Source organism: Arenimonas sp. GDDSR-1, assembly GCF_025980345.1.
Lineage (GTDB): Bacteria > Pseudomonadota > Gammaproteobacteria > Xanthomonadales > Xanthomonadaceae > Arenimonas.
This window is the reverse complement of sequence record NZ_JAPDUI010000028.1, coordinates 1-22427: the sequence shown is the minus strand read 5'-3', so window position 1 is coordinate 22427 and position 22427 is coordinate 1. Positions and strand designations below refer to the sequence as shown.

At 62.8% G+C, this 22427-nt stretch carries 23 protein-coding genes; all 23 read left to right on the top strand.

Going from position 1 to position 22427, the window contains the following annotated elements; all coding sequences use genetic code 11:
* A partial coding sequence (rpsB, locus tag Q0W88_RS06390; RefSeq protein ID WP_297801263.1) for a 30S ribosomal protein S2 occupies positions 1–388 on the top strand: 388 nt, incomplete at its 5' end.
* A gap of 93 nt (positions 389–481) precedes the next feature.
* A complete protein-coding gene (gene tsf / locus Q0W88_RS06385; protein ID WP_297801260.1) occupies positions 482–1354 on the top strand; it encodes a translation elongation factor Ts in 873 nt (290 codons plus the stop codon).
* Positions 1355–1418: 64 nt separating this feature from the next.
* Positions 1419–1769 carry a cupin domain-containing protein gene (locus Q0W88_RS06380; RefSeq protein ID WP_297801257.1) on the top strand — a complete coding sequence of 117 codons (351 nt, stop codon included), beginning with the start codon at positions 1419–1421 and terminating at the stop codon, positions 1767–1769.
* A 73-nt stretch (positions 1770–1842) separates the two neighbouring features.
* Complete coding sequence (pyrH, locus tag Q0W88_RS06375; RefSeq protein WP_297801254.1) at positions 1843–2559, top strand: UMP kinase; 717 nt, start codon at positions 1843–1845, stop codon at positions 2557–2559.
* A gap of 4 nt (positions 2560–2563) precedes the next feature.
* Positions 2564–3478: a cation diffusion facilitator family transporter gene (locus Q0W88_RS06370; protein ID WP_297801252.1), complete on the top strand. Its 915-nt coding sequence runs from the start codon at positions 2564–2566 to the stop codon at positions 3476–3478.
* A 76-nt stretch (positions 3479–3554) separates the two neighbouring features.
* The gene (gene frr / locus Q0W88_RS06365) at positions 3555–4112 is read left to right on the top strand and encodes a ribosome recycling factor (RefSeq protein ID WP_297801249.1); all 558 of its coding nucleotides are present in this window, start codon (positions 3555–3557) and stop codon (positions 4110–4112) included.
* 24 nt (positions 4113–4136) lie between these two features.
* Positions 4137–4853: a polyprenyl diphosphate synthase gene (uppS, locus tag Q0W88_RS06360; RefSeq protein ID WP_297801246.1), complete on the top strand. Its 717-nt coding sequence runs from the start codon at positions 4137–4139 to the stop codon at positions 4851–4853.
* Positions 4850–5674 (top strand): phosphatidate cytidylyltransferase, encoded by an 825-nt coding sequence (locus Q0W88_RS06355; protein WP_297801243.1) that lies wholly within the window; start codon positions 4850–4852, stop codon positions 5672–5674. Before uppS ends, Q0W88_RS06355 begins: the two co-directional genes overlap by 4 nt.
* Entirely contained in the window at positions 5671–6828 is a 1158-nt protein-coding gene (locus Q0W88_RS06350; protein ID WP_297801240.1) for a 1-deoxy-D-xylulose-5-phosphate reductoisomerase, read from the top strand. Before Q0W88_RS06355 ends, Q0W88_RS06350 begins: the two co-directional genes overlap by 4 nt.
* Positions 6829–6832: 4 nt before the next feature.
* Positions 6833–8170, top strand: a complete 1338-nt coding sequence (gene rseP, locus Q0W88_RS06345) for an RIP metalloprotease RseP (RefSeq protein WP_297801237.1) — start codon at positions 6833–6835, stop codon at positions 8168–8170.
* 30 nt (positions 8171–8200) lie between these two features.
* The gene (gene bamA, locus Q0W88_RS06340) at positions 8201–10720 is read left to right on the top strand and encodes an outer membrane protein assembly factor BamA (protein WP_297801235.1); all 2520 of its coding nucleotides are present in this window, start codon (positions 8201–8203) and stop codon (positions 10718–10720) included.
* Positions 10721–10726: 6 nt separating this feature from the next.
* A complete protein-coding gene (lpxD, locus tag Q0W88_RS06335) occupies positions 10727–11737 on the top strand; it encodes a UDP-3-O-(3-hydroxymyristoyl)glucosamine N-acyltransferase (RefSeq protein WP_297801233.1) in 1011 nt (336 codons plus the stop codon).
* Between the two features lie 3 nt (positions 11738–11740).
* Positions 11741–12211 (top strand): 3-hydroxyacyl-ACP dehydratase FabZ, encoded by a 471-nt coding sequence (gene fabZ / locus Q0W88_RS06330; protein WP_297801231.1) that lies wholly within the window; start codon positions 11741–11743, stop codon positions 12209–12211.
* Positions 12208–12981 (top strand): acyl-ACP--UDP-N-acetylglucosamine O-acyltransferase, encoded by a 774-nt coding sequence (gene lpxA, locus Q0W88_RS06325; protein ID WP_297801229.1) that lies wholly within the window; start codon positions 12208–12210, stop codon positions 12979–12981. Before fabZ ends, lpxA begins: the two co-directional genes overlap by 4 nt.
* A gap of 6 nt (positions 12982–12987) precedes the next feature.
* The gene (gene lpxB, locus Q0W88_RS06320) at positions 12988–14121 is read left to right on the top strand and encodes a lipid-A-disaccharide synthase (protein WP_297801227.1); all 1134 of its coding nucleotides are present in this window, start codon (positions 12988–12990) and stop codon (positions 14119–14121) included.
* Positions 14118–14693, top strand: coding sequence for a ribonuclease HII (locus Q0W88_RS06315; RefSeq protein ID WP_297801225.1), 576 nt, complete (start codon positions 14118–14120; stop codon positions 14691–14693). Before lpxB ends, Q0W88_RS06315 begins: the two co-directional genes overlap by 4 nt.
* 91 nt (positions 14694–14784) lie before the next feature.
* Positions 14785–18342: a DNA polymerase III subunit alpha gene (gene dnaE / locus Q0W88_RS06310; RefSeq protein WP_297801223.1), complete on the top strand. Its 3558-nt coding sequence runs from the start codon at positions 14785–14787 to the stop codon at positions 18340–18342.
* 38 nt (positions 18343–18380) lie between these two features.
* Complete coding sequence (locus Q0W88_RS06305; RefSeq protein ID WP_297801221.1) at positions 18381–19340, top strand: acetyl-CoA carboxylase carboxyltransferase subunit alpha; 960 nt, start codon at positions 18381–18383, stop codon at positions 19338–19340.
* Positions 19337–20620 carry a tRNA lysidine(34) synthetase TilS gene (gene tilS / locus Q0W88_RS06300; RefSeq protein ID WP_297801219.1) on the top strand — a complete coding sequence of 428 codons (1284 nt, stop codon included), beginning with the start codon at positions 19337–19339 and terminating at the stop codon, positions 20618–20620. Before Q0W88_RS06305 ends, tilS begins: the two co-directional genes overlap by 4 nt.
* Positions 20621–20623: 3 nt before the next feature.
* Positions 20624–20884: an exodeoxyribonuclease VII small subunit gene (locus Q0W88_RS06295; protein ID WP_297801217.1), complete on the top strand. Its 261-nt coding sequence runs from the start codon at positions 20624–20626 to the stop codon at positions 20882–20884.
* Positions 20874–21734, top strand: coding sequence for a farnesyl diphosphate synthase (locus tag Q0W88_RS06290; RefSeq protein ID WP_297801215.1), 861 nt, complete (start codon positions 20874–20876; stop codon positions 21732–21734). Before Q0W88_RS06295 ends, Q0W88_RS06290 begins: the two co-directional genes overlap by 11 nt.
* An 86-nt stretch (positions 21735–21820) precedes the next feature.
* On the top strand, positions 21821–22246 hold the full coding sequence (locus tag Q0W88_RS06285) for a hypothetical protein (RefSeq protein WP_297801213.1): 426 nt from the start codon (positions 21821–21823) through the stop codon (positions 22244–22246).
* 8 nt (positions 22247–22254) lie between these two features.
* The coding region (locus tag Q0W88_RS06280; protein WP_297801265.1) for a helix-turn-helix transcriptional regulator at positions 22255–22427 on the top strand (173 nt) is incomplete at its 3' end.

The following is a 22427-nucleotide window of genomic DNA, read 5'->3' as shown; positions in this document are numbered from 1 at the left end:
CTCGCTGGGCGGCATCAAGGACATGAACCGTCTGCCGGACGCCCTGTTCGTCATCGACATCGGCCATGAAAACATCGCCATCCAGGAAGCCAAGAAGCTCGGCATCCCGGTCATCGCCGTGGTCGACACCAACTACGACCCCAACCTCGTCGACTACGCCATCCCGGGCAACGACGACGCCATCCGCGCCGTGCAGCTGTATGTGCGTGCCGCCGCCGATGCCGTGCTGGAAGGCAAGGCCGCCGCGCCGATCACCGCCAGCAGCGCCAACGACGACTTCGTTGAACTGGACGAAGAAGGCAACCCGGTCGGCAAAGACGACAAGAAAGGCGCCCGCCGCGCTCCGGCCAAGAAAGCCGCGCCGCGCCGCGAAAAACGCGACGCCTGATCGAAGCCATGAAAGGGGGTGCTTCGGCACCCCCTTCCCCATCGGCAGCTTGCCGATGCGACACACCCCCTGAACAACTCCGAGGTTAATACGATGGAAATTACCGCTAGCCTGGTAAAAGAACTCCGCGAGCGCTCCGGCGCCGGCATGATGGAATGCAAGAAAGCCCTGACCGAAAACGCCGGCAATATCGATGCCGCCATGGAATACCTGCGCAAGACCGGTCTGGCCAAAGCCGACAAGAAAGCCGACCGCGTCGCCGCGGAAGGCCGCATCGGCATGGCCAGCAGCGGCGGCAAAGCCGTGTTGGTCGAAGTCAACTCCGAAACCGATTTCGTGGCCAAGGACGACAACTTCCTGTCCTTCGTCAACGCCGTTGCCGAGGCCGCCCTGGCGTCCGACGCCGCCGATGCCGAAGCCCTGAAGTCGGTGGCCATGAACGGCGGCACCGTGGAAGAAGCCCGCGCCGCGCTGATCGCCAAAGTCGGTGAAAACGTGCAGGTCCGCCGTCTGGTCCGCGTCAACTCGCCCAACACCGTGGCGGCCTACATCCACGGCGGCCGCATCGGCGTGCTGGTCGATCTGGCCGGCGGCGACATGGAACTGGCCCGCGGCATTGCCATGCACGTGGCTGCCATGAACCCCCCTTACAACAAAGCCGCCGACGTTCCGGCCGACTTCATTGCCAAGGAAAAGGAAATCGAACTGGCCAAAATGCCCGAGAAGGACAAGAACAAGCCGGCCGATATCCTTGAAAAGATCATTGCCGGCAAGGTCAGCAAAATCATCAACGAAGTCACCCTGTACGGTCAGCCCTACGTGCTGAACACCGACCAGAGCGTGGAAGCTGCCGTCAAGGCCGCCGGCGCCGATGTCATCGGTTTCCAGCGTCTGGTGGTTGGCGAAGGCATCGAAAAGGTGGTGGAAGATTACGCCGCCGAAGTCGCCAAGGCCATGGCCGTCTGAATTGGAAAGCCACCTTCGGGTGGCTTTTTTTCACACCCCCATTTTTCCGGAGCACCGATCCGCCATGTCCCGTCTTCGCCGCCTCGACTACGCCTCCACCCCGCATGAGCCTTATGAGGTCGCCCCGGAGAAAATGCGGGCCGGGAGTCCGAAGCAGATCCTCAGCAACCATTTCAGCAATGCCGCCGGCAATTTCCATACCGGCTTCTGGGAAGCCGAGCCCGGCATCTGGCAGGTCGATTACACCGAATACGAATACTGCGAAATCCTTCAGGGCGAGATTGTGATGACCGAAGACGGCGGGCAAGCCCAGACCGTCCGCGCCGGCGACCGGTTCACCATTGAACCGGGTTACCGCGGGACCTGGGAAGTGCGTGAATACGCACGCAAGGTCTATGTCATCTACGAGCCCTGAGCCCGTAGCACCCTGCTAAAGCCCCCGTCAATCCGCTAGAATGACCCAACCGATGCCCACTCCGGAGCCCGCCATGAGCACTTTGAAATACCGTCGCATCCTGTTGAAGCTGTCCGGCGAGGCCCTGATGGGTGATGGCGATTACGGCATCGACCCCAACATCATCAACGGCCTGGCGCGCGAAATCATCGCCGTGCAGCAGGCCGGCGCCGAGGTCGGCGTGGTCATCGGCGGCGGCAACATCTTCCGCGGTGCCGGCTTGGCCGCCGGCGGCATGGACCGCGTCACCGGCGATCACATGGGCATGCTGGCCACCGTCATCAACGCCCTGGCCATGCAGGATGCCCTGGAAAAACACGGCGTCAACGCACGCGTGATGAGCGCCATCAAAATCAACCAGATCTGTGAAGACTACATCCGCCGCCGTGCGGTGCGCCATCTGGAAAAAGGCCGCATCGCGATTTTCGCGGCCGGCACCGGCAATCCGTTCTTCACCACCGATTCCGCCGCCGCCCTGCGCGCCACCGAAATCAATGCCGAACTTCTGCTGAAAGCGACAAAAGTGGACGGCATCTATGATTCGGACCCTAAGAAAAATCCGGGCGCCAAACGCTTCGAACGCCTGACCTACGATGACGTCCTGCAGCGAAATCTGCAGGTGATGGATACCGCCGCATTCGCGCTCTGCCGCGAAAACGATATCCCGTTGCGGATTTACGACATGGGCAATGCCGGCGCGCTGATGCGCATCCTGCAGGGTGAAGACATCGGCACGCTGGTCACCCGCTGAGCGCATGCAAGGCCATTCGCACGGCCATCACGGCCACCGCCACGCCAGCCATCACCATGTGTTCGCATGGGCGATGTGGATCAATCTGGCCTATTCGGGCATTGAAGCCGGCTTCGGTCTGGCCACCAATTCCCTGGCACTGATATCCGACGCGTTGCACAATCTCGGCGACGCCGTCGGATTGGCACTGGCCTGGGGCGCGGCATGGATGGCCAGTCAGGCACCAACCGAACGGCATACCTTCGGCTGGCGCCGCGCCACGCAGCTGTCCCCCCTGTTCAATGCGGTTCTGCTGGTCGGCTTCAGCGGCGCCCTGCTCTGGGAGGCGATCGGACGTTTCCAGAATCCGCCGCAGGTCCCGGGCGCCCTGGTCATGGCCGTGGCCGGTCTCGGCATCGCGGTGAATCTCGGAACCGCCGCGCTGTTCCTGCGCGGCCAGAAAACCGACCTGAACAAACGGGGCGCGTACTTGCATTTATTGGCCGATGCCGCGGTGTCTCTGGCCGCGGTCATCGCCGGTCTCGGCATCTGGTGGCGCCAGTGGTACTGGCTGGATCCGCTGACCGCGCTGCTGGTCGCACTGGTCATCGGCATCGGCAGCTGGCACCTGCTCAAGGCCAGCTTCATGCAGGCCATGGACGCCGTGCCCGAAGGGCTGGAGAAAGGCGAGGTCGAGGCGTTTCTGCAGGCCCGGCCCGGGGTCGTTGCCGTGCACCATGTGCATATCTGGTCACTGGGTGCCGAGGAAATCGCGCTGACCGCCCATATCGTCCGCGACACCGTCGACGGTCACGACGGTTTCATCGACGCCACCAACCAGGCCCTGCAGGAACGTTTCGGCATCAACCACGCCACGCTGCAGATCGAGCTGGGTGAATCCTGCCATCACGACCATCACGACCATGCCCCGCACCACTGATGTTTTTTCATTGATTTTAAGCGTTTAGCATCATCTCGGTTTATAATTGGGCTCATCATCGGAACAGGAGCCCCGCATGCTCAACGAAATCAAAAAAGATGCGCAGACACGCATGGCCAAAAGCGTCGACGCCCTCAAGCACGAGCTGTCTTCGCTGCGCACCGGCCGCGCCAGCACCGGTCTGGTCGATAACCTGAAAGTGAACTACTACGGCTCGGACATGCCGCTCAGCCAAGTCGCCACGGTGACCGTCGCCGATGCCCGCTCGATTACCATCACCCCCTGGGAAAAAGCGATGGTCGGCGCCATCGAAAAGGCCATTCTGGCTTCCAATCTCGGCTTCACGCCGAACACCCTCGGCCAGGTGATCCGCATCAACCTGCCGCCGCTGACCGAAGAACGCCGTAAAGAACTGATCAAGCATGTCTATGCCGAAGGCGAGAATGCCAAGATTTCGGTGCGCAATATCCGCCGTGATGCCATTTCCGGCGTGAAGGATCTGCTCAAGGAAAAAACCATTTCCGAAGACGAGGCCCGCCGCGCCGAGGATGAGATCCAGAAAATCACCGACAAGGCGGTCAAGGACATCGACGACATCGCCAAAACCAAAGAAGCCGAACTGCTTGCGGTCTGAAGCGCTCAGGCCATGAGCCCGGACATGCCACTCCTTCCGCAGCATATTGCCGTCATCATGGACGGCAACGGCCGCTGGGCGGCACAGCGCGGCAGCGTGCGCAGCATCGGCCATCGCGCCGGCGCCAAGGCGGTACAGGTTGCCATCGAGTTCTGCCTCGAACAGCACATCGGCAGCCTGACCCTGTTCGCGTTTTCCAGTGAAAACTGGAACCGCCCGCCGGAAGAAGTCAGTACCCTGATGAAGCTGTTCCTGCGCATGCTCGATACCGAAATCGAGGAACTGCACCGGCGCGGCGTGCGCATCCGCTTCATCGGCCAGCGCAGCGACTTCGCGCCGGAAATCCGCGAAAAAATGGCCTGGGCGGAAGCCCTCAGTGCCGGCAACAGCACGCTCAACCTCAATATTGCCGGAAGTTACGGCGGGCGCTGGGATATCGTCAATGCCTGCCGCGCCCTGCTGGCCACGGCACCGGCTGCCGAAGACATCACCGAGGCCGCTCTCGGCCGGTTCATGGCCCTGGCCGACCAGCCCGAACCGGACCTGCTGATCCGCACCGGCGGCGATTGCCGGATCAGCAATTTCCTGCTGTGGCAGATGGCCTACACCGAATTCTGGTTCACCCCGACGCTTTGGCCGGACATCACCCGTGAGGTGCTGCTGCAGGCGGTTTCGGATTTCGCCGGGCGCGAACGCCGCTTCGGCCTGACCAGCGCACAAGTTCACGGAGAACAGGCATGAGCCACCGCAAGCGCATTCAATCGGCCCTGTGGATGATTCCACTGGCCATCGCCGCCATCTGGTTCCTGCCCACGCCGTGGATGGGGGCTTTCATGGCGCTGCTGCTGCTGGCCGGCCTGCATGAATGGTGCGCTCTGGCCGCGCTGGAAAAGCCGGCGTCGAAATGGCTGTATCTGATGGTCAATGCGGTTCTGGTCGCCGCCATTGCCTGGACCGATGACGCCGAACACCACAATCTGCTGATCGTGACCGCCCTCGGCGGTCTGTTCTGGTTGCTGGTGCCGCTCTGGCTGTGGCAGTTCGATTTCGCGCGCGCCGCCACTTCCGGCAATGGCCGCCTGAAGCTGCTGGCGGGCACACTCGCCTGCGTACCGGCATGGGCCGCCCTGGTTTGGATCCATGGCAGTGACGGCGGACCGGCGTGGACGCTGTTCGCGATCGGCCTGGTGGCTGCCGCCGACAGCGGCGCGTATGTGTTCGGCGTCAATTTCGGCAAACATAAACTCGCCCCGAACATCAGCCCGGGCAAAAGCTGGGAGGGGTTCTGGGGCGGCCTGCTGGTCACACTCGTACTGGCATTGGTGTGCATGCCGCTGTTCGATGCGCCCCTGTCCGATCTCTGGCGCTATGCCCTGCTCGGCCTGATGACCGGTCTGTTCTCGGTGTTCGGCGACCTGTTCGAAAGCCTGATGAAACGGCACGCCTGCATCAAGGATTCCAGCGCCCTGATTCCGGGTCATGGCGGCCTGCTTGACCGCCTGGACAGCATCGTGTCGGGCCTCGTGGTGTTTGCCTTGGTGAAATACGGCCTGGCATTATGAAAACGCTCTGCCTTCTCGGAGCGACCGGTTCGATCGGCCAATCCACCTTGAAACTGGTCGATCAGCACCCGGACCGATTCCGGATTACGGCATTGTCGGCCCATACCCAGGTCGATGCCCTGATTGACCTGTGCCGGCGCTACCGGCCCATGCACGCATGCATTGCCGACACGAATCAGTTCGCGGCCTTGCGCGACGGTCTGAGCGCTGCCGGACTGAGCACCACGCCGCTGGCCGGAGCGGACAGCCTCGAGGCCATGGCGGCCGACGACAGCGCAAACACCGTGGTCGCGGCGATCGTCGGCGCCGCCGGCGTGGCTTCGACCCTGAGTGCCGCACGCGCCGGCAAACGCATCCTGCTGGCCAACAAGGAATCCATCGTTCTGGCGGGACAGCTGCTGATGGAGACCGTGGCCGCGCACGGCGCGCAACTGTTTCCGGTCGACAGCGAACACAATGCGATTTTCCAGTGCCTGCCGTCCGGCGGCGGACGTGACGGCGTGCGGCGTTTGATCCTGACCGCTTCGGGCGGACCGTTTCTCGGAAAAACCCGCGCCGAGCTGGCTGCGGTGACGCCGGAACAGGCCTGCCGGCATCCGAAATGGTCCATGGGGCGCAAGATTTCAGTCGATTCGGCCACGCTGATGAACAAAGGCCTGGAGGTCATCGAGGCCCATCATCTGTTCGGCATGCCGGCCGAAGCCATTGAGGTCGTGGTCCATCCGCAGAGCATCGTGCACTCCATGGTGGATTACCGCGATGGCTCGGTATTGGCGCAGATGGGCGAACCCGACATGCGTACCGCCATCGCCTACGGCCTGTCCTATCCGGAACGCATCGATACCGGAGTCAAAGCCCTCGACTTCCGCACGCTGGCGGCGCTGGCGTTCCAATCGCCCGATGGCGAAACCTTTCCCTGTCTTGGCCTGGCTTACCGCGCCATCGGCCGCGGCGGCAACGCTCCCGCGGTTCTGAATGCGGCCAATGAAATCGCAGTCATGGCCTTTCTCGAGGGCCGACTGCCGTTTCTGGGAATCGCCGATATCGTGGGCGAAGTGCTGGAAACGGTGCACTGGGAACCTGCGGCGGATTTATCTGTCCTAATGGCGAGCGATGCCGAAGCGCGCCGCTGCGCCATCCAACGGATTCATTGAGCCCATGCCCGATTTCATCAGCCCGCTGTTCTGGTACATCCTCACCATCGGCATTCTGGTCACCGTGCACGAGTGGGGCCATTTCGCCGTGGCGCGCCGCTGCGGCGTGCATGTGCTGCGCTTTTCGGTCGGATTCGGCCGCGCGCTGTACAGCCGCACCGGCAAGAACGGCACGGAATACCGGCTGGCGCTGATTCCGTTCGGCGGCTACGTGAAAATGCTCGATGAGCGCGAACAGGAGGTTCCGCCCGAACTGCAGCCGTTTGCCTTCAACCGGCAATCGGTCGGCAAGCGCTTCGCGATCGTTGCCGCCGGCCCCTTGGCCAATCTCATTCTCTGCATCGGTCTGCTCTGGGCCGCATTCATTATCGGCGTGCCCGAGCTGCGCGCCCTGATCGGCCCGTCCACGGGTCTGGCGCAACAGGCCGGCTTCCAGACCGGCGATGAGCTGATTGCCGTTGACGCCAAGCCCGTCCAGGCCTGGAACGATGCCTTGCCGGCACTGGCCCTTGCGGCCATGGATCGCCGCCCGATCGATGTCCAGGTGACCACGCTGAGCGGTCATTCCGAAAGCCGTCGCCTCGCGCTCGATGCCCTGCCGGAAGATTATCCCCAGGATCGGTTACTGCAGGAAATCGGTCTGACCCCGTTCTTTTCCGCATCGCTGCCCATTGTCGGCCAAGTGCAGAAAGACGGACCGGCGGATGGCGTGTTGCAGCCGGGCGATCAAATCACCGCCATCGACGGCGCCGAAATCGCGCAGTTCGGCGACATTCCGCGAGTATTGGCCGAAAAAGCCGGCAACGGCCGGAATCTGCGGGTTGAAATCATCCGTAACGGCGTCGCGCTTGCCTTTCTGATTGCACCGGTCCAGATCGAGGATCAGGGGCAGCGTCTGTGGCGTCTGGGCATCGGCAGCCTGAGTGCGGTCAAAACCGTGCAATACCCGGCACTGCAGGCCTTGCCGGCGGCGCTGTCCAGAACCTACACCATGACCCGCGACAGCCTGTCGGTGATCAAGCGCCTGCTGACCGGTGCCGCCTCGGTCGACAACCTGTCCGGGCCGATCGGCATCGCGCGGGCCGCCGACAGCCAGGCCAGTTGGGGAATATCGCCGTTTCTCGGCTTTTTGGCCGCGATTTCGCTGGCATTGTGTATCATGAACCTGTTGCCGATTCCGCTGCTTGATGGCGGGCATCTGCTGTACTTCGCCTATGAATGGGCCACCGGCAAAGCCCCCGCGGAAAGCGTTCAAGCCATCGGGCAGTATATCGGCGTTTTTTTACTCGCCGGACTGCTTGGAATAGCCATTTTCAATGATTTTTTTCGTATCATTTCCTAATCCACCCAAGTATCACCGTCTGGAACCCCGATGACCTCTTCAAATCTCCGTAAAAGCCTGTTGTGCCTGTCCCTGGCCATCGCACTGAGCCAGCCCGTGCACGCCCAATCGGCCGAACCGTTCGTGGCCAGCGACATCCGGGTCGATGGCCTGCAGCGGATTTCCGCAGGTACGGTTTTCACCTACCTGCCCATCGAGAAAGGCGATACGGTCAATTCCTCGAAAACCACCGAAGCCATCCGTGCGTTGTATAAAACCGGATTCTTCAGCGATGTCCGCTTCGAGAGGCAGGGCGACATCCTGGTGGTGAATGTGGTCGAGCGTCCCAGCATCAATACGCTGACGCTCAAAGGCAACAAGGAAATCAAGACCGAAGACCTGCTCAAGGGCCTTAAAGGCATCGGCCTGAGCGAAGGCGAGATCTACAATCCGCTCAACCTCGACCGGGTCACCCAGGAACTGCTGCGGCAATACAACAACAAGGGCAAATACAACGTCATCATCGCGCCGACGGTCAAACAGATCGACCGCAACCGCGTCGATGTCACGCTCGACATCACCGAAGGCAAAGGGGCGCGCCTGCGCGACATCAACATCGTCGGCAACACCGTGTATCCCGATGACGTGATCCGTGAAAGCTGGGAATCGAACACCAGCAACTGGCTGTCCTGGTACAAGCGCGATGACCAGTACTCGCGCGAGAAGCTTTCCGGCGATCTCGAAAAGCTGACCGACTACTACCTCGACCGCGGCTATGTCGACTTCAACGTCGAATCCACCCAGGTCGCCATCAGCCCCGACAAAAAGGACATGTTCCTCACCGCGAACGTGGTCGAAGGCAAGGTTTACAAGGTCTCCGGCGTTTCGGTCAGCGGCGACACCATCGTGCCGAAGGCGGATATCGAAAAACTGCTGCTGATCCGCACCGGAAACACCTTCTCGCGCCAGCTGCTGACCGCCACCAACGACCGCATCACCGCCATGCTCGGCAACATCGGCTATGCCTTCGCGGAAGTCGACCCGGTGCCGACGGTCAGCCGCGACAACCAGGAAATCAGCATCGACTTCGTGGTCAAGCCCGGCCCGCGCGTGCAGATCCGCCGCATGGAAATCAAAGGCAACGTCCGCACTGCCGACGAAGTAGTGCGCCGCGAACTGCGCCAGTTCGAAAACACCTGGTATTCGCAGGCGGCGCTCGACCGCTCGAAAGTGCGTCTGCAGCGCCTGGGCTTCTTCGAAACCGTCGAGATCGAGCAGGAACCCGTGGCCGGACGCCCCGATCAGGTCGATGTCATCATCAATGTCAAGGAACGCAATTCGGGCAGCTTCGTGTTCGGCCTGGGTTATCAGCAGCTGTACGGCTTGACCGCTTCGATCCAGCTCAGCGAGAACAACTTCCTCGGCACCGGCAACCGGATGTCGGTCGCCGTGCAGAACAACAGCTACTCCAAGCGCATCAGCTTCTCCTACACCAATCCCTATTTCACCGAGGATGGCCTGAGCCTGGGTTACAACGTGTCCTACAGCGACTACAACCAGGGCGATTTCAACACCGCGCGCTATACCTCCAAGAACTTCAATGCCGAAACCGTGATGGGCATCCCGCTCAGCGAAACCGACAGCGTGCAGCTGTCCGTGGGTTACGACAAGATCGATCTGACCACCACCATCGGTTCAACGCCGTTGCCGCTGATCGAATACCTGGACGATGTCCTCGGCAGCCAGCCGTACTTCCCCTGCTTCGATGTCGATGACGACAACAACCCCAATACGCCGGCGACCGATGATGCGGCCCCGCTTGGCACGCCGGATCCGCAGACCTGCGGATTCAACCAGACCTGGCCGGTCCAGCAGATCCGCGCCCAGGCCGGCTGGGGCCGCGACTCCCGCAACGATTACCTGCTGCCGACCCGCGGCACGTATCATCGCGTCGGTGCCGAGTTCTCGTTCCCCGGCTCGGATATCGCCTACTACAAACTCAGCTACCAGTTCGAGCATTACCGTCCGCTGAATTCCTGGCTGGTGCTGAAAATCGGCACGGATCTGGGCTATGGCGACAGTTACGGCAATACCGGTGATGCCGGCATGCCGTTCTTCAAGAACTTCTACGTCGGCGGTCCGCAATCGGTCCGCGGTTACGAAGCCAATACGCTGGGACCGAGCTACGGCACCTGCGTTCCGGTCGCCCCGGCCACCACCTGCGTGCCGTCTTATCTGCAACCGCTGGGCGGCTCGCTGAAAGTCGCCGGCACCTTCGAGCTGCTGTTCCCGAAACTGTTCAATGCCCGCGGCACGCGCCTGTCGGCCTTCCTCGACTACGGCAATGCCTTCGCCGGCAGCTTCGATTACAGCGGCTACACCGATCCCGCCGCCGGTGCCGTGTTCGGCGCCGAGAAGTTCAACCTCAGCGCCCTGCGGGCTTCGGTCGGTGTCGCCCTGCAGTGGCAGGCGCCGGTCGGCCCGATTTCAATCAGCTATGCCCTGCCGCTGAACGATGGCGAGTTCGACCGCATCGAACGACTGCAGTTCACCTTCGGTCAGCAATTCTGATTGCGCATGTTGACGCTGAAGGCCCTTGCCGACCGCTTCGGCCTGGACTTCCGGGGTGACGCCGATACGCCGATCACCGGCATCGGCACCCTCGCCGATGCCGTGCCCGGACAGCTTGCTTTTCTGGCCAACAGCAAATACACGGGCCAGCTTGCCGGCACGCGGGCATCGGTGGTCATTCTGGGCGCCGCCGATGCCGATGCCTGCCCCTGCGCCTGCCTGATCAGCGGCAATCCGTACACCAGCTTCGCCCAGATCACCGCCCTGTTCGACGACGGCGATGATCTGCCGGACGGCATCCATCCGACGGCGGTAATCGCGGCCAGCGCCACGCTCGCGGCCGGCGTCCGCATCGGGCCGTATGCGGTGGTCGGCGAACGCTCGGTCATCGGCGCCGGAGCGCAGCTGCATGCCCATGCCCATGTCGGCAACGACTGCGTGGTCGGAGAAGACTGCGTGCTGATGCCCAAGACCACGCTGGTCAAACGCGTCCGCCTCGGCAATCGCGTGCGCATCCATTCCGGCGCGGTGCTCGGGGCCGACGGTTTCGGTATCGCCTTCCACCAGGGCGGTTGGATCAAAATCGCCCAGCTCGGCGGCGTGCGCGTCGGCGATGACTGCGAAATCGGCGCCAACACCACCATCGACCGCGGCGCCATCGAGGACACCGTGCTCGAAAACGACGTGCGCCTCGACAACCAGATCCAGATCGGCCACAACGTCCGCATCGGCGCGCATACCGCCATTGCCGGCTGCGTGGCCGTGGCCGGCTCCACCCGGATCGGCAAATACTGCCTGATCGGCGGCGCCGCCGGCATCGTCGGCCACATCGAAATCGCCGACAAGGTCACCGTGGGCGCGATGAGCCTGGTCACACACTCGCTGACCGAAGCCGGTGAATACGCCTCGGGTACGCCGATTCAGCCCAAGAACGAATGGCGCAAAAATGCCGCACGTTTCAAACAGCTCGATGCCATGGCACGTACGCTCAATACACTGAAGAAAAACGGGGACTGACCCATGCCTTACGATATTTCCAAACTGCCGGTCGATGCCGTCTGCATCCAGAACCTGCTGCCGCACCGCTACCCGTTCCTGCTGGTCGACCGCGTGACCGAATTGGAGCCGGATGTGCGTATCCGCGCGATCAAGAACGTGACCATCAACGAGCCGTTCTTCAACGGCCACTTTCCGGGTGCGCCGGTCATGCCCGGTGTGTTGATCCTCGAGGCCCTGGCCCAGGCCGGCGGCCTGTTGACGCACCTGAGCCTGATGCAGGACGGCTGCACCGGCAAGGAAGGCAAGCTGTTCTATCTGGTCAAGATCGACAACGCCAAATTCTCGAAAATGGTGGTTCCCGGCGACCAGCTTGAACTGAACGTCGAACTCAAACGCAAGATCCGCAACATGGCCCTGTACCAGGGCGTTGCCTGCGTCGACGGCAAGCAGGTCGCCTGCGCCGACATTCTCTGCGCCGAAGGTGACGCATGAGCATCCACCCGACGGCGATCATCGATCCGTCCGCACAGGTGCATGCCAGCGTGGCGGTCGGTCCCTATACCGTGATCGGCGCCGATGTCCACATCGATGAAGGCACCGAAATCGGATCGCATTGCGTAATCACCGGGCCGACCCGCATCGGCCGCAACAATAAGATCCATTCGCATGCCGCGCTGGGCGGCGACCCGCAGGACAAGAAATTCGAAGGCGAGCGCGGCGAACTGATCATCGGCGACAACAATACCATCCGCGAATTCACCACCTTCAACCGCGGCACCGGCGACGGCGGCGGCGTGACGCGGATCGGCGACAACAACTGGATCATGGCCTACGTGCACATCGCCCACGACTGCATCGTCGGCAACAACACCATTTTCGCCAACAATGCCTCGCTCGCCGGCCACGCCATCGTCGAGGACTGGGTGATCATGGCCGGCTTCTCGGGCGCGCACCAGTTCTGCAAGATCGGCGCGCATGCGTTCATCGGCATGGGCAGCCTGATCAGCGCCGATGTACCGCCGTTCGTGATGACCGGCATGCAATACGCCGAGCCGCGCAGCATCAACGCCGAAGGCCTCAAGCGCCGCGGCTTCAGTGCCGAACGGATCAAGAAAATCAAGAACGCCTACCGCACCGTGTACATGTCCGGCAAACCGCTGTCCGAAGCCAAAACCGAGCTGCAGGCCATGGCCGTCGAATCCGACGATGTCCGGCAGATGCTCGATTTCATCGAAGCCAGCACGCGCGGCATCGTGCGTTAAGCACCCATGAAAATCGCGCTCATCGCCGGCGAGGAATCGGGCGACTTGCTTGCCGCCGAGCTCATCGCTGCGCTGCAGGCACGCCGGCCCGGCATCCGCTTTGTCGGCATGGGCGGGCCAAAAATGCAGGCCCTGGGCCTGGATTCCTGGTTCGATTACAAAACCCTGTCGGTTATGGGTTTCATCGAAGTGCTCAGGCATCTTCCGGCGCTTCTGAAACTCCGCAGAAATCTGCTCAAGCGGCTTGTGGCGGAGAAGCCGGATCTGGTCATCGGCGTCGATGCGCCGGACTTCAATCTCGGTCTCGAGAAAGCCTGCAAGCGCGCCGGCCTGCGAACCGTGCATTTCGTCAGCCCCTCGGTCTGGGCCTGGCGCGAAAAGCGTGCCGCAGGCATTGCCGAAAGCTGCGAGCAGGTCCTGTGTCTGTTCCCGATGGAGCCGGCGATTTACGCCAAATACGGCGTGGATGCGCGCTTCGTCGGGCATCCGCTGGCCGACCGCATCGCCATGACGCCGGACCGCGAGGCCGCCAGCGCCGCACTGGCCTTGCCCGCCTGCCGGCATCTGGCCATTCTGCCCGGCTCACGGGTCTCCGAAATCGACCGGCTGTTGCCGGTGTTCCTGCAAGGCGCCGCGCTGCTGAAAGCATCGATGCCCGACCTGCATTTTCTGATTCCGGCGGCCAACGGCTTGTGCCGTAGCCGTATCGCACATCATCTGCAAGCCAGCCCCCTGTCCGACGCACGCATTCTCGATGGCCATGCGCAGTCCGCCATGATTGCCGCCGATGCCGTGCTGCTGGCTTCCGGAACCGCCGCGCTGGAGGCCATGCTGTGCAAACGGCCGATGGTGGTGGCCTACCGGATCTCGGCACTGACCTACACGCTGGTGCAATGGCTCGGTCTGATTAAGATCGAGCGTTTCAGCCTGCCCAACGTGCTTTCGGGCGAAGATCTGGTGCCCGAACTCATCCAAGAGGCCTGCACCCCGGAGACGATTGCCGAGGCATTGCGGAATCTGCTCGCCAGCAGCGATAACAGTGTGCTGATCGCCCGCTTTGAAGATCTGCATCGCGCGCTGCGCCGCGATGCCGGCGATGCCGCCGCTGCGGCCGTACTCGAATTGCTGGCAAGGCCATGATCACCGCCGGCGTGGATGAAGCCGGACGCGGACCATTGGCCGGACCGGTGGTCTGTGCCGCAGTCATTCTGCCACCGGACGACGGCTTGATCGGACTGGACGACTCGAAGAAACTCGGCGAGGGTCGACGCGAACAGTTGTTCGAAACCATCCAGGAAATCGCCATCGCACATTGCATCCACTTCGTCGATGCCGCCACCATCGATCGCATGAATATCCTGCAGGCCACCCTGCACGGCATGCGACTGGCCATCCATGGACTGGACGTCGCACCGGAACTGGTGCTGATTGACGGCAACCGGCTTCCCCCCGACCTGCCCTGTCCGGCCCGCGCACTGGTCGGCGGTGACGGTCTTGAACGTAGCATCATGGCGGCCTCGATTCTGGCCAAAGTCAGCCGCGACCGCCATCTGCGCGCCCTGGATGCCCGCTTTCCGGCCTATGGTTTCGCCCGCAACAAGGGCTATCCGACCGCCGAACATCTGGCTGCGCTGCTGCGACATGGCCCCTGCCCGGAACACCGCCGCAGCTATGGTCCGGTGCAACAGGTCAGCCTTTTTGCACCCGACTGAAACCGCGTCGCCGGAACCGGAATTTGGCCCCTGTCAAGCCTTGTTATCGCCGACCAGTCGGCTAAACTGAGGGTTCGATTCAGGCGTGCCCATGACCCCCACTTTCGTTCACTGCCATCTGCACAGCGAGTTCTCGCTGACAGACTCCACCATCCGTCTGCCGGAACTGGTTGCCCGCTGTGCCGCCATGGGCATGCCGGCGGTCGCGGTCACCGACAACTGCAATTTTTTTGCCCTGGTCAAGTTCTTCAAGGCCGCCGAGAGCGCCGGCATCAAACCCATCGCCGGCGCCGATCTGTTTCTCGACAACGGCCAGGGCGGATACACCCGGATTACCGCGCTGTGCCAGAATCAGGCCGGCTACCTGAGCCTGTCCAAACTGATTTCGCGGGCCTATCTGGAAGGCCATAGCCGTGAAGTGCCGGTCATCGCCCCGGAATGGCTGTTTGCCGGAAACGAGGGGCTGATCCTGCTGCACGGCCGCCACAGCCCGCTCGCACACCTGATGCAGCAGGAACACAAACCGGAGAGCGCCGCACAGATCGCCGAATGGCTGAGCCTGTTCCCGCGCCGCCTGTATCTGGAAATCAGCCGCCTCGGCCTGCCCGAGGAAGCCGCCTTCAACGCCCGTGCCATCGCCTTCGGCAGCCGGCACCAATTGCCGTTGCTGGCCAGCAACGATGTGCGCTTTCTGGAGGCCGACGATTACGAAGCCCATGAAGCCCGCGTCTGCATTTCCAGCGGCCGCGTGCTCGACGATCCGAAACGGCCGAAACTGTACAGCCCCGAGCAGTATCTGAAATCACCTGCGGAAATGGCCGCGCTGTTCGCCGACATTCCCGAAGCCCTGGCCAACAGCGTCGAATTGGCCAAGCGCTGCAATCTGGAGCTGGCGCTTGGCACCTACTTCCTGCCCGACTTCCCGGTTCCCGAAGGCCACACGCTGGACAGCTGGATCGGCAAGGAAGCGCGCGACGGTCTCGAGCGCCGTTTGCAGGCCTTCCCGCTGGCGCCAGGGCATGATCGATCCGCGTATCTGGCCCGTCTGGACCTCGAACTCGATGTCATCATCCGCATGGGCTTCCCCGGCTACTTCCTGATCGTGGCCGACTTCATCAACTGGGGCAAATCCCAGGGCATTCCGGTCGGTCCCGGCCGCGGTTCCGGCGCCGGCTCGCTGGTGGCCTGGTCGCTGGGCATCACCGATCTCGATCCGATGCGCTACGACCTGCTGTTCGAGCGCTTCCTGAATCCGGAACGGGTTTCGATGCCCGACTTCGACATCGACTTCTGCATGGACCGGCGCGATGAAGTCATCGACTACGTGGCGCGCAAATACGGACGCGACAAGGTCAGCCAGATCATCACTTACGGCACCATGGCGGCGAAGGCTGTGGTGCGCGACTGCGGACGTGCGCTCGGCCTGCCCTACGGCTTCGTCGATTCCGTCGCCAAGCTGATTCCGATGACGCTCGGCATCAGCCTCGATGACGCGCTCGGCAACTCCGCGGCGAATGAATCCGATCCGAAAAAGCGGAAAGAAAAAGAAGAGCTGATCTCCGCCGAGCTGGTGCAGCGGTATCACAGCGAAGACGACGTGCGCGATCTGATCGATCTGGCGCTGAAACTGGAAGACCTCACGCGCAATGCCGGCAAACACGCCGGCGGCGTGGTCATCGCGCCGAGACCGCTGACCGATTTCACCCCGCTGTATGCCGAACAGGTGCACGCCGGCGAAACCGCGACCAGCATCGTGACCCAGTTCGACAAGGACGATGTCGAGGCCATCGGCCTGGTCAAATTCGACTTCCTCGGGCTGCGCACGCTGACCATCATCCAATGGGCGGTCGAGGCCATCAACGCCGAGCGCCGCGCCGACGCCCGGGACCCGATCGACATCCTGGCCATTCCGCTGGATGATCCGGAAACCTACCGGCTGCTGTCCAAAGGCCTGACTACCGCGGTGTTCCAGTTCGAATCGCGCGGCATGAAGGATTACATCAAGAAACTCGAACCGAGCACCTTCGAGGACCTGATCGCCCTGGCCGCGCTGTACCGGCCCGGCCCGCTGAACTCCGGCATGGTCGACGACTTCATCAACCGCCGGCACGGGCGCGCCGAAGTCAGCTATCCGCATGCCAATCTGGAAGCGATCTTGAAACCGACCTACGGCGTCATCGTGTACCAGGAACAGGTGATGCAGATCGGCCAGGTTCTGGCCGGCTATTCGCTGGGCGGCGCCGATCTGCTGCGCCGCGCGATGGGCAAGAAAAAACCGGAGGAAATGGCCAAGGAACGGATCAAGTTCGAACAGGGCGCGCAGGACAACGGCATCAACGGCAAAGTGGCGACCGGCATTTTCGACCTGATGGAGAAGTTCGCCGAATACGGCTTCAACAAATCGCACTCGGCCGCCTACGCGCTGGTCGCCTACCAGACGGCCTGGCTGAAAACCCATTACCCGGCGCAGTTCATGGCCGCCACGCTATCGTCCGACATGGACAACACCGACAAGGTGGTGAACTTCCTGCAGGACTGCAAGGCCTTCGACATCGTGGTGCTGCCGCCGGATGTGAATGCCTCGACCCACAAATTCAAAGCCCTCGACCGGCACACCATCCGCTACGGCCTGGGCGCGGTCAAAGGCGTCGGCGAAGGGGCCTGTCTGGCCATCGCCGCGGAGCGCGACGCCAACGGCGCGTTCACCGACCTGCTCGATTTCTGTCGCCGCGTGGATTCAAGCAAGCTCAACCGGCGCGTGCTGGAAGCCCTGATCCACTCCGGCGCACTCGACTCCCTGGGCAGCAACCGCGCCTCACTGGCCCTGCAGTTGCCGGAAGTGCTGAAGGCCACCGAGCAGATGGCGCGCGAAGCGCAATCCGGTCAGGTCTCGCTGTTCGGGGCCAGCCCCGCGGTCAGCATCCAGATCGCGTTGCCGACCATCGCCGACTGGCCCTTGGACGAGCGCCTACGCCACGAGCGCGATACCCTGGGCTTTTTCCTCAGCGGCCATCCGCTCGACCCCTGGCAGGCGGAGTTCAAGCAACTCGGGCTTTGCCCCTTGTCGGGTCTGGAAAAAACCCTGCAGGAACGCAAGGACCGGCGCGGTGAAGCGCCGGTGGTGGTGGCCGGCCTGATCAGCCAGATGCGCAAACGCGGCGACAACCAGGCCTTCGTGCTGATTGAAGACCAGATGACCGGATTGGAGTGCGCTTTTTTCAGCGAAGCCCATCAGGATTATTCCTCCCTGCTCACCCGGGACCGCATCGTGGTCATCGAAGGCACGCTGCGCGAGGACAGTTTCAACGGCGGCGTATCGCTGCGCGCAAAACACTGCTGGGATTTCCACAGCCTGCTGCTGCAGTACAGCAAAGGCATCCAATGCCGGCTGGATCTGTGCCATCCCGATTCCTGGCAACACCTGCAGCGCCTCTTGGCGTCGTACCGGCCGGGCCCCACGCCGGTCATGCTGCAGCTCAAGACCGCCACCGCCGAAGGCCGCCTGCGCGCGCCGCCGGCGCATTCGGTGCGCTGCGAAGCCGCGCTGATCACGCAGTTGCGCCAGCTCGACGGGGTCGCCGAAGTGACGGTAGCCCTGAACAAACCCTGGTCCGTGGCCAGCACCGGCATGGCCGGTGCGGCATCCTAAGCATCTGATAAAATACGCCGAACCGTCCGAGAACCGCCATGAATCCGAATTTCCTCGATTTCGAACAGCCGATTGCCGATCTGGAAGCCAAGATCCAGGAACTGCAACGCGCCAGCCAAGGCCCGGGCGTCAACATCGAGCTGGAAGTGGAAGGCCTGCAGGCCAAACTGGAACAACGCACCGCCGAGATTTTCAGCAAGCTCAGCCCCTGGCAGATCTCGCAGCTGTCCCGCCATCCGCAGCGCCCCTACAGCCTGGATTACTTCGAACTCATTTTCGACGAATTCCATGAACTGGCCGGCGACCGCGCATTCGCCGACGATGCGGCCATCGTGGCCGGTCTGGCGCGCCTGAACGGGCGGGCCTGCATGGTGATCGGACAGCAGAAAGGCCGCGACACCAAGAGCAAGGTCAAACGCAATTTCGGCATGCCGCGTCCGGAAGGCTACCGCAAGGCCCTGCGCCTGATGAAAATGGCGGAGCGCTTCGGCCTGCCGCTGTTCACCTTCATCGACACGCCCGGTGCCTATCCGGGCATCGGCGCCGAAGAACGCGGCCAGTCGGAAGCCATCGCGCGCAACCTGCTGGAAATGGCCGAACTGAAAATTCCGGTGATCTGCACGGTCATCGGCGAAGGCGGCTCGGGCGGCGCGTTGGCCATCGGCGTCGGCGATGCCACCTTCATCCTGCAATACAGCACCTATTCGGTGATTTCGCCGGAAGGCTGCGCGTCCATTCTCTGGAAGAGCGCCAGCAAGGCCGAAGAAGCGGCGCAGGCCTTGGGTCTGACGGCAGAGCGTCTGCTGGAACACAAGCTGGTCGATAAAATCATTCCCGAGCCGCTGGGCGGCGCGCACCGCAATCCGGCCGCGATGGCCCAAACCCTGAAAGCGGCGATCTGGGACGAACTCCAGCATCTGGAGTCGCTCTCGCTCGACACCCTGCTGGACCGCCGCTACCAGCGGCTGCGGGCCTACGGCGCGTTCGAGGCCGCTTGACCGAATCCCTTCCCGCAAGCGCCTGCCTCCCGCCCTCGATGCGGGTCTGGGTGGGCTTCAGCGGCGGCTTGGATTCCAGCGTTCTGCTGCATTGGTTGAAACGCAATCTGCCCGCGGATGCTTCGCTGCAGGCCATCCATGTCCATCATGGCCTGAACCCGGCGGCCGATGCCTGGGCGGCGCACTGTCAATCGGTCTGCGACGCGCTTGGCATTGTTCTGCACATCGAACGCATCGCGATTGCCGATGTCACGCGTAACGTCGAAGCACAGGCGCGTGCGGCACGCTACGCGGCATTCGCGTGCCACGTGGCGCCCGCCGACACCCTGGCGCTGGCGCACCATGCCGATGATGTGGCCGAAACCCTTTTATTGCGTTTGATGCGCGGTGCCGGCACCGAGGCGCTGGGCAACATGAAGGTGCATTCACGATACGGCGACATGCAGGTTTGGCGGCCGCTGCTGTCTCTGTACCGTGCCGACCTGCAGGCCTACGCCGAGGCGAATGCCTTGGCATGGATCGAGGATGCCAGCAATGCCGACACCGGTTTCGACCGCAACTTCCTGCGTCGCGAGGTCTTGCCGCTGCTGGAATCGCGCTTTCCGAATGCCGCCGCCCGTCTGGCCCGCAGCGCCGCGCTGTTGCAGGCCGATGCCGCGCTGTTGCAGCCGCTGATTGCCGACCAACTTGCCCGCTGCACCGGCCCGCAGGGTCTGCATTTGGCCATGCTGAGGGCGCAGCCGCCGGAGCTGCAGGCGCATCTGCTGCGGGACTGGCTGCACGATAACGGTCAGCCAGCGCCGGGCGCGGAAGCCCTGCATGAATTTCTGCGTCAGTTGACGATGCATGAAACGGACGATGACACGCGCCTGGATGGCCCGGATTATGCCGTGCAACTCTGGGACGGCACATTGATTTTGCGCGCCAAGACGACACCGGAATCCGAAGACAGCGCTTTGGATGTGCTGTGGGATGGTCGTGAGGCTTTGCCGCTGCCGCGCGGTGGCGTGTTGGCGTGGCAGGGCGCAGCGCCCGTAACGGTGCGCGTGCGCTATCGGCAGGGCGGCGAACGAATCCGCCTGCCCGGCCAGGCCATGCACCACAGCGTCAAGAAACTGCTTAGCACGCGCGTGCCGCCCTGGCAACGCGCGGCCCTGCCCTTTGTTTATAATGGGCACAACGAACTGCTGGCGGTCGGCGAGGTGCTGATTTCCGCGCAGCTGGATGATCTTTCACGCCAACACGGCCTGCGCCTGCACTGGCATAGCGACAGCGAGTAAGCCATGAGCAAACCCCCGAAAACCCCGGAAGCCTCCCCGGTCGCCGCCTTTGAAAAGGCCCTTGAAGAACTCGAGTCGGTGGTCTCGGCCATGGAGCGCGGCGAACAGAGTCTGGATGAATCGCTGGCCGCCTATGAACGCGGCATCGCCTTGTACCGGCAATGCCAGAGCGCCCTGGAACAGGCCGAACAGCGGGTAACTCTGGTCAACAACACCGCCAACCCCGAACAGCAGACGCCGTTCCGCGACAACGATGCCGACTGACAACGAACGCATCGAACGGGTTCTGGACGGCGCCTTGCCGTCGGAAAGCCTTGCCCCGCAACGCCTGCACCGCGCCATGCGGCATGCCACGCTGGATGGCGGAAAACGCCTGCGTGCTCGCTTGGTGTATGCCACCGGCCGGCTGTTCACTACATCGCCCGACACGCTTGATGCGGCCGCGGCCGCGGTGGAAATGATCCACGCCTATTCGCTGATTCACGATGATCTGCCGGCCATGGACGATGATGACCTGCGTCGCGGCAAACCGACGGTACACATCGCCTTCGACGAGGCCACCGCCATACTGGCCGGCGACGCGCTGCAGGCGCTGGCCTATGAAACCTTGGCGCGCGCCGCGTGGCCGGACGCCGCCAAGCTGGCCGCCTTGCAGGAACTCATCAGCGCCTCCGGTTCGCGCGGCATGTGCGGCGGCCAGCAGCTCGACATGGACGCCGGTGGAAAAACACTCACGTTGCTGGAGTTGCAGAAGGTGCACGCCCTGAAAACCGGGGCACTGATCAAGGCCGCCATCCGCCTGCCGGCGATTGTGGCCAATGCCGATGGCGCTGCGCGCACCGCCCTGGATGCCTTCGCCGATGATCTGGGCTTGGCTTTCCAGATCCAGGACGACATCCTCGATGTGGAAGCCAGCACCGCGCAGTTGGGCAAATCGGCCGGCAAAGATGCGGCGCAGGCCAAAGCCACCTACCCGGCCCTGCTCGGGCTGGACGGCGCCAAAGCCCTGTTGGCCGAATTGGCCGAACGGATGCCGAAACACCTGTCCGGGTTCGGCGCGCGCGCCGAGGCCTTGAATGCACTGGCGGCCTTTGCCGTGGCGCGAAGGAATTAGCGCAGCCCCCTATTGACAAGCCCAATTAACCTTATGTATAGTTTATTTAACATTGAGTTAAATTAAACTTACCTGAGGAGCGTGCAATGCCGTACCGTGAAAAAGTGGCCTGGTTGTCCTTGCTGTCGATGCTGGCGGTATTTATTCCCTACTTCACCTGGTCCGCGCTGCATCCGCCCGGCCCGGAAATTCCCAATCTCCAGCAAATGGCCCTGTATGCCGTGACCTCCCTGTCGTGGGCGGCGATTCTGGGCATCGGCCACCTGCTGCTGCGCCGCAGCGCACCCGGCGAAGCCACACTGCCGATGGACGAGCGCGACACCGCCATCGCCCATAAAGCCCGCGGCTACGCTTACGGCGTGCTGATTGCCGGCATGATTGTGGTCGGCGGCTTCATGCCGTTCACCAATGCCGGCTGGGAAATCGCCAACACCGCATTCTTCATGATCGTGCTGGCCGAAGCGGTGTTCTCGATCGGCATCATCCGTGCTTACCGCAGGCAACAGGCGTGAGCGGGGTGATCCGCAATAAAATCCGTACGCTGCGCTTCATGCAGGGCGAGATGTCGCAGGCTGAACTCGGCCTGCGCATCGGCTTGACCCGGCAGACCGTGGCCGCGATCGAGGCGGGCAAATACGCGCCCTCGTTGGAAGCCGCCTTCCGCATCGCCGATGTGTTCGGCGTGCCGCTGGC

Bases quoted from the DNA above. Each gene is read 5' to 3' on its own strand.
- Q0W88_RS06380 (WP_297801257.1), top strand. From the start codon at position 1,419: ATGTCCCGTCTTCGCCGCCTCGACTACGCCTCCACCCCGCATGAGCCT.
- Q0W88_RS06355 (WP_297801243.1), top strand. From the start codon at position 4,850: ATGAGCCACCGCAAGCGCATTCAATCGGCCCTGTGGATGATTCCACTG.
- lpxB (WP_297801227.1), top strand. From the start codon at position 12,988: ATGAAAATCGCGCTCATCGCCGGCGAGGAATCGGGCGACTTGCTTGCC.
- rseP (WP_297801237.1), top strand. From the start codon at position 6,833: ATGCCCGATTTCATCAGCCCGCTGTTCTGGTACATCCTCACCATCGGC.
- lpxD (WP_297801233.1), top strand. From the start codon at position 10,727: ATGTTGACGCTGAAGGCCCTTGCCGACCGCTTCGGCCTGGACTTCCGG.
- fabZ (WP_297801231.1), top strand. From the start codon at position 11,741: ATGCCTTACGATATTTCCAAACTGCCGGTCGATGCCGTCTGCATCCAG.
- Q0W88_RS06295 (WP_297801217.1), top strand. From the start codon at position 20,624: ATGAGCAAACCCCCGAAAACCCCGGAAGCCTCCCCGGTCGCCGCCTTT.
- pyrH (WP_297801254.1), top strand. From the start codon at position 1,843: ATGAGCACTTTGAAATACCGTCGCATCCTGTTGAAGCTGTCCGGCGAG.
- Q0W88_RS06305 (WP_297801221.1), top strand. From the start codon at position 18,381: ATGAATCCGAATTTCCTCGATTTCGAACAGCCGATTGCCGATCTGGAA.
- Q0W88_RS06350 (WP_297801240.1), top strand. From the start codon at position 5,671: ATGAAAACGCTCTGCCTTCTCGGAGCGACCGGTTCGATCGGCCAATCC.
- Q0W88_RS06370 (WP_297801252.1), top strand. From the start codon at position 2,564: ATGCAAGGCCATTCGCACGGCCATCACGGCCACCGCCACGCCAGCCAT.
- bamA (WP_297801235.1), top strand. From the start codon at position 8,201: ATGACCTCTTCAAATCTCCGTAAAAGCCTGTTGTGCCTGTCCCTGGCC.
- frr (WP_297801249.1), top strand. From the start codon at position 3,555: ATGCTCAACGAAATCAAAAAAGATGCGCAGACACGCATGGCCAAAAGC.
- lpxA (WP_297801229.1), top strand. From the start codon at position 12,208: ATGAGCATCCACCCGACGGCGATCATCGATCCGTCCGCACAGGTGCAT.
- Q0W88_RS06315 (WP_297801225.1), top strand. From the start codon at position 14,118: ATGATCACCGCCGGCGTGGATGAAGCCGGACGCGGACCATTGGCCGGA.
- dnaE (WP_297801223.1), top strand. From the start codon at position 14,785: ATGACCCCCACTTTCGTTCACTGCCATCTGCACAGCGAGTTCTCGCTG.
- tsf (WP_297801260.1), top strand. From the start codon at position 482: ATGGAAATTACCGCTAGCCTGGTAAAAGAACTCCGCGAGCGCTCCGGC.
- uppS (WP_297801246.1), top strand. From the start codon at position 4,137: ATGCCACTCCTTCCGCAGCATATTGCCGTCATCATGGACGGCAACGGC.
- Q0W88_RS06285 (WP_297801213.1), top strand. From the start codon at position 21,821: ATGCCGTACCGTGAAAAAGTGGCCTGGTTGTCCTTGCTGTCGATGCTG.
- Q0W88_RS06290 (WP_297801215.1), top strand. From the start codon at position 20,874: ATGCCGACTGACAACGAACGCATCGAACGGGTTCTGGACGGCGCCTTG.